General features: G+C 69.5%; 3 protein-coding genes. All 3 read left to right on the forward strand.

Annotated elements, in window-relative coordinates:
• Positions 1-14 precede the first annotated feature (14 nt).
• The 3 genes from NR792_RS07960 (at position 15) to NR792_RS07970 (ending at position 2,129) form a co-directional block, all read left to right on the forward strand.
• Positions 15-530, forward strand: coding sequence for a gamma carbonic anhydrase family protein (locus tag NR792_RS07960; RefSeq protein ID WP_375759470.1), 516 nt, complete (start codon positions 15-17; stop codon positions 528-530).
• Between the two features lie 33 nt (positions 531-563).
• A complete protein-coding gene (locus tag NR792_RS07965) occupies positions 564-1,034 on the forward strand; it encodes a cyclic nucleotide-binding domain-containing protein (RefSeq protein WP_375759471.1) in 471 nt (156 codons plus the stop codon).
• Positions 1,035-1,340: 306 nt separating this feature from the next.
• Complete coding sequence (locus tag NR792_RS07970; protein WP_375759472.1) at positions 1,341-2,129, forward strand: DedA family protein; 789 nt, start codon at positions 1,341-1,343, stop codon at positions 2,127-2,129.
• Positions 2,130-2,287: the final 158 nt, after the last annotated feature.

Consider the following 2,287-nt stretch of genomic DNA (forward strand, 5'->3'; position numbering starts at 1 on the left):
TCGGAGGTACTCCCATGCCGTTGAAGCCGTTTCGCGGGGTGTCTCCCCGCGTCCACCCGAGCTGCTTCATCGAGGACTCCGCCCAGGTGGTGGGCGACGTGGAGCTGGGCGAGGACTCGTCCATCTGGTTCAACTCCGTGCTGCGCGGAGACGTGAACTCCATCCGCATTGGCAAGCGCACCAACATCCAGGACCTCACCATGGTGCACGTCACCAGCCAGGGTGACTCCACGACGGTGGGCGACGACTGCACGGTGGGCCACCGGGTCATCCTCCACGGGTGCGTCGTGGGCCACCGGGTGCTGGTGGGCATGGGCGCCATCCTGATGGACGGCGTGGAGGTGGGGGACGACTGCATCATCGGCGCCGGCACGCTGCTGACGCCCGGGACGAAGATTCCCCCGGGCACGCTGGTGGTGGGCTCGCCCGGCAAGGTGAAGCGCCCCCTCCACGACGGCGAGCGCGAGTTCCTGATCCAGTCCGCCCTCCACTACGTGCACACCGCCGCCGAACACCGCGCCAGCCGCTGACGCGGCCGCGTTGTGCGTGTTAGGAACACCCCCATGGCTCTCGTGCCCGAGACGACCCTGAAGGCCTGTCCGCTCTTCAAGGGCTTCACCGACACCGGCATCTCCATCTTCGCGGGGGCCGCCGTGTCGCGCGCCTTCCCCAAGGGGACGGCGCTGTTCACCGAGGGCAAGCCGGGGGACTCGCTCCTCATCGTCGGCGAGGGCACCGTGCGGCTGAGCGCCCGGAGCCCGTCGGGCGAGGACATCCCGCTGGGGGAGGTCACCGTCGGCGAGCCCCTGGGGGAGCTGGCGCTGGTGCAGAAGGGTGAGCGGCTGTGCTCCGCCACCGCGCAGACGGACGTGCTGGCGCTGGAGATCCGCGCTGCGGACTTCCAGAAGCTGCTCGCGGCGAAGCCGCAGGCCTGCATCAAGCTGCTGATGGGCATTGTCAGCCACTTCGGCGCGAAGGCCCGGGACAACCGGGACATGCTGCGCACGCTCGTGGCGCGGGCCCCGGGAACCTGACCGGCTGTCGGACAGGTGGCTCCGGGCTCCTGCCGGGAGGCCGGAAAGCACCCAAGACCCTGCCACCCGCACCGGAGGTGGTTACTGTGCTTGCCTGGAGCCCCCCCGGGCTCCCAGGCTGTCGCACACTGTGGGTGGGGATAGACATACGCCCCAGGGCTTTCGTGATGGGGCTCGGGCGCTTGAGGTGGGAAGCTGGGCGGCCGGAGTTTTCAACTGCCGCACCCGGTTGATGGCTGGGTGATGGACGGGCTGGCCCGGGTGGTTGCCGAGCGGCCCTTCGGACGTGATTGGACGGAACGACGCGTGGAAGAACTGCTTACCAACCTGCTCGGTGACTCCCAGGGCCTCTTCGCCTACCTGACGGTGTTCTCCATCCTGGTGGCGTGCGGCTTGGGCGTGCCGCTGCCGGAGGATATCTCGCTCATCCTCGGTGGGTTCCTGGCGCACAAGGGCGCGGCGAACCTGCCGGTGATGATGGCGGTGGGGTTCTTCGGCATCCTGGTGGGTGACAGCCTCATCTACCTGGCGGGGCGCCGGCTGGGCACGCGGCTGGGGCGCGACCCGGGGGCGAAGAGCGGAGGGTTCTTCTCCAAGATCGTCACGCCGGAGAAGCGGGCGAAGGTGGAATCACTCTTCATCACGCACGGCCAGAAGATCGTGATGATTGCCCGCTTCATGCCGGGCGTGCGCGCGGTGACGTACTTCACCGCGGGCTCCGTCCACATGTCCTACTGGCGCTTCATCTTCTGGGACGGCCTGGCGGCGCTCCTGTCCGCGCCGGTGTTCGTGTGGCTCGGGTTCCACTTCGGTGGCGAGCTGGACATGGTCATCCGCAAGCTGAAGGACGGCCAGGTCGTGGTGATGGGCTCGCTGGCGGTGCTGGCGGTGGGCTACTTCCTGTACCGCCGCCGCAAGAACGCGAAGCTCGCGGCCGAGGCCGCAGCCAAGGCGCAGGTGACGCAGGTGGCCCTGCCGTCCGTGCCGGAGACGCTGGAGAACAGCGTGTCGCGTCCGGCCAGCCCCAGCGCCTTCTTCGACGTGCCCGCCGACAAGGCGCCCGCGTCCGAGGCGGACCGGAACGCGCACAAGTAGCCGCCGCGCCGCTGACGTGGTTCACGGACCCCGCCCCCTCGAAGGAGGGAGCGGGGTTCTTCGTTGCGGGGCGCTCGCGCGGAAGGCTCCGCCGCCAGGTCCAGCGGCACGCGAGCCTGACGCCCCAGGTGCCTGAGGGCGCCAGACCCGCGCTCACG

It is taken from the genome of Corallococcus exercitus, from assembly GCF_042231735.1.
Taxonomy (GTDB): domain Bacteria; phylum Myxococcota; class Myxococcia; order Myxococcales; family Myxococcaceae; genus Corallococcus; species Corallococcus exercitus_B.

Coding starts and splice junctions, on each gene's coding strand:
- NR792_RS07960 (WP_375759470.1), top strand. CDS start 15: ATGCCGTTGAAGCCGTTTCGCGGGGTGTCTCCCCGCGTCCACCCGAGC.
- NR792_RS07965 (WP_375759471.1), top strand. CDS start 564: ATGGCTCTCGTGCCCGAGACGACCCTGAAGGCCTGTCCGCTCTTCAAG.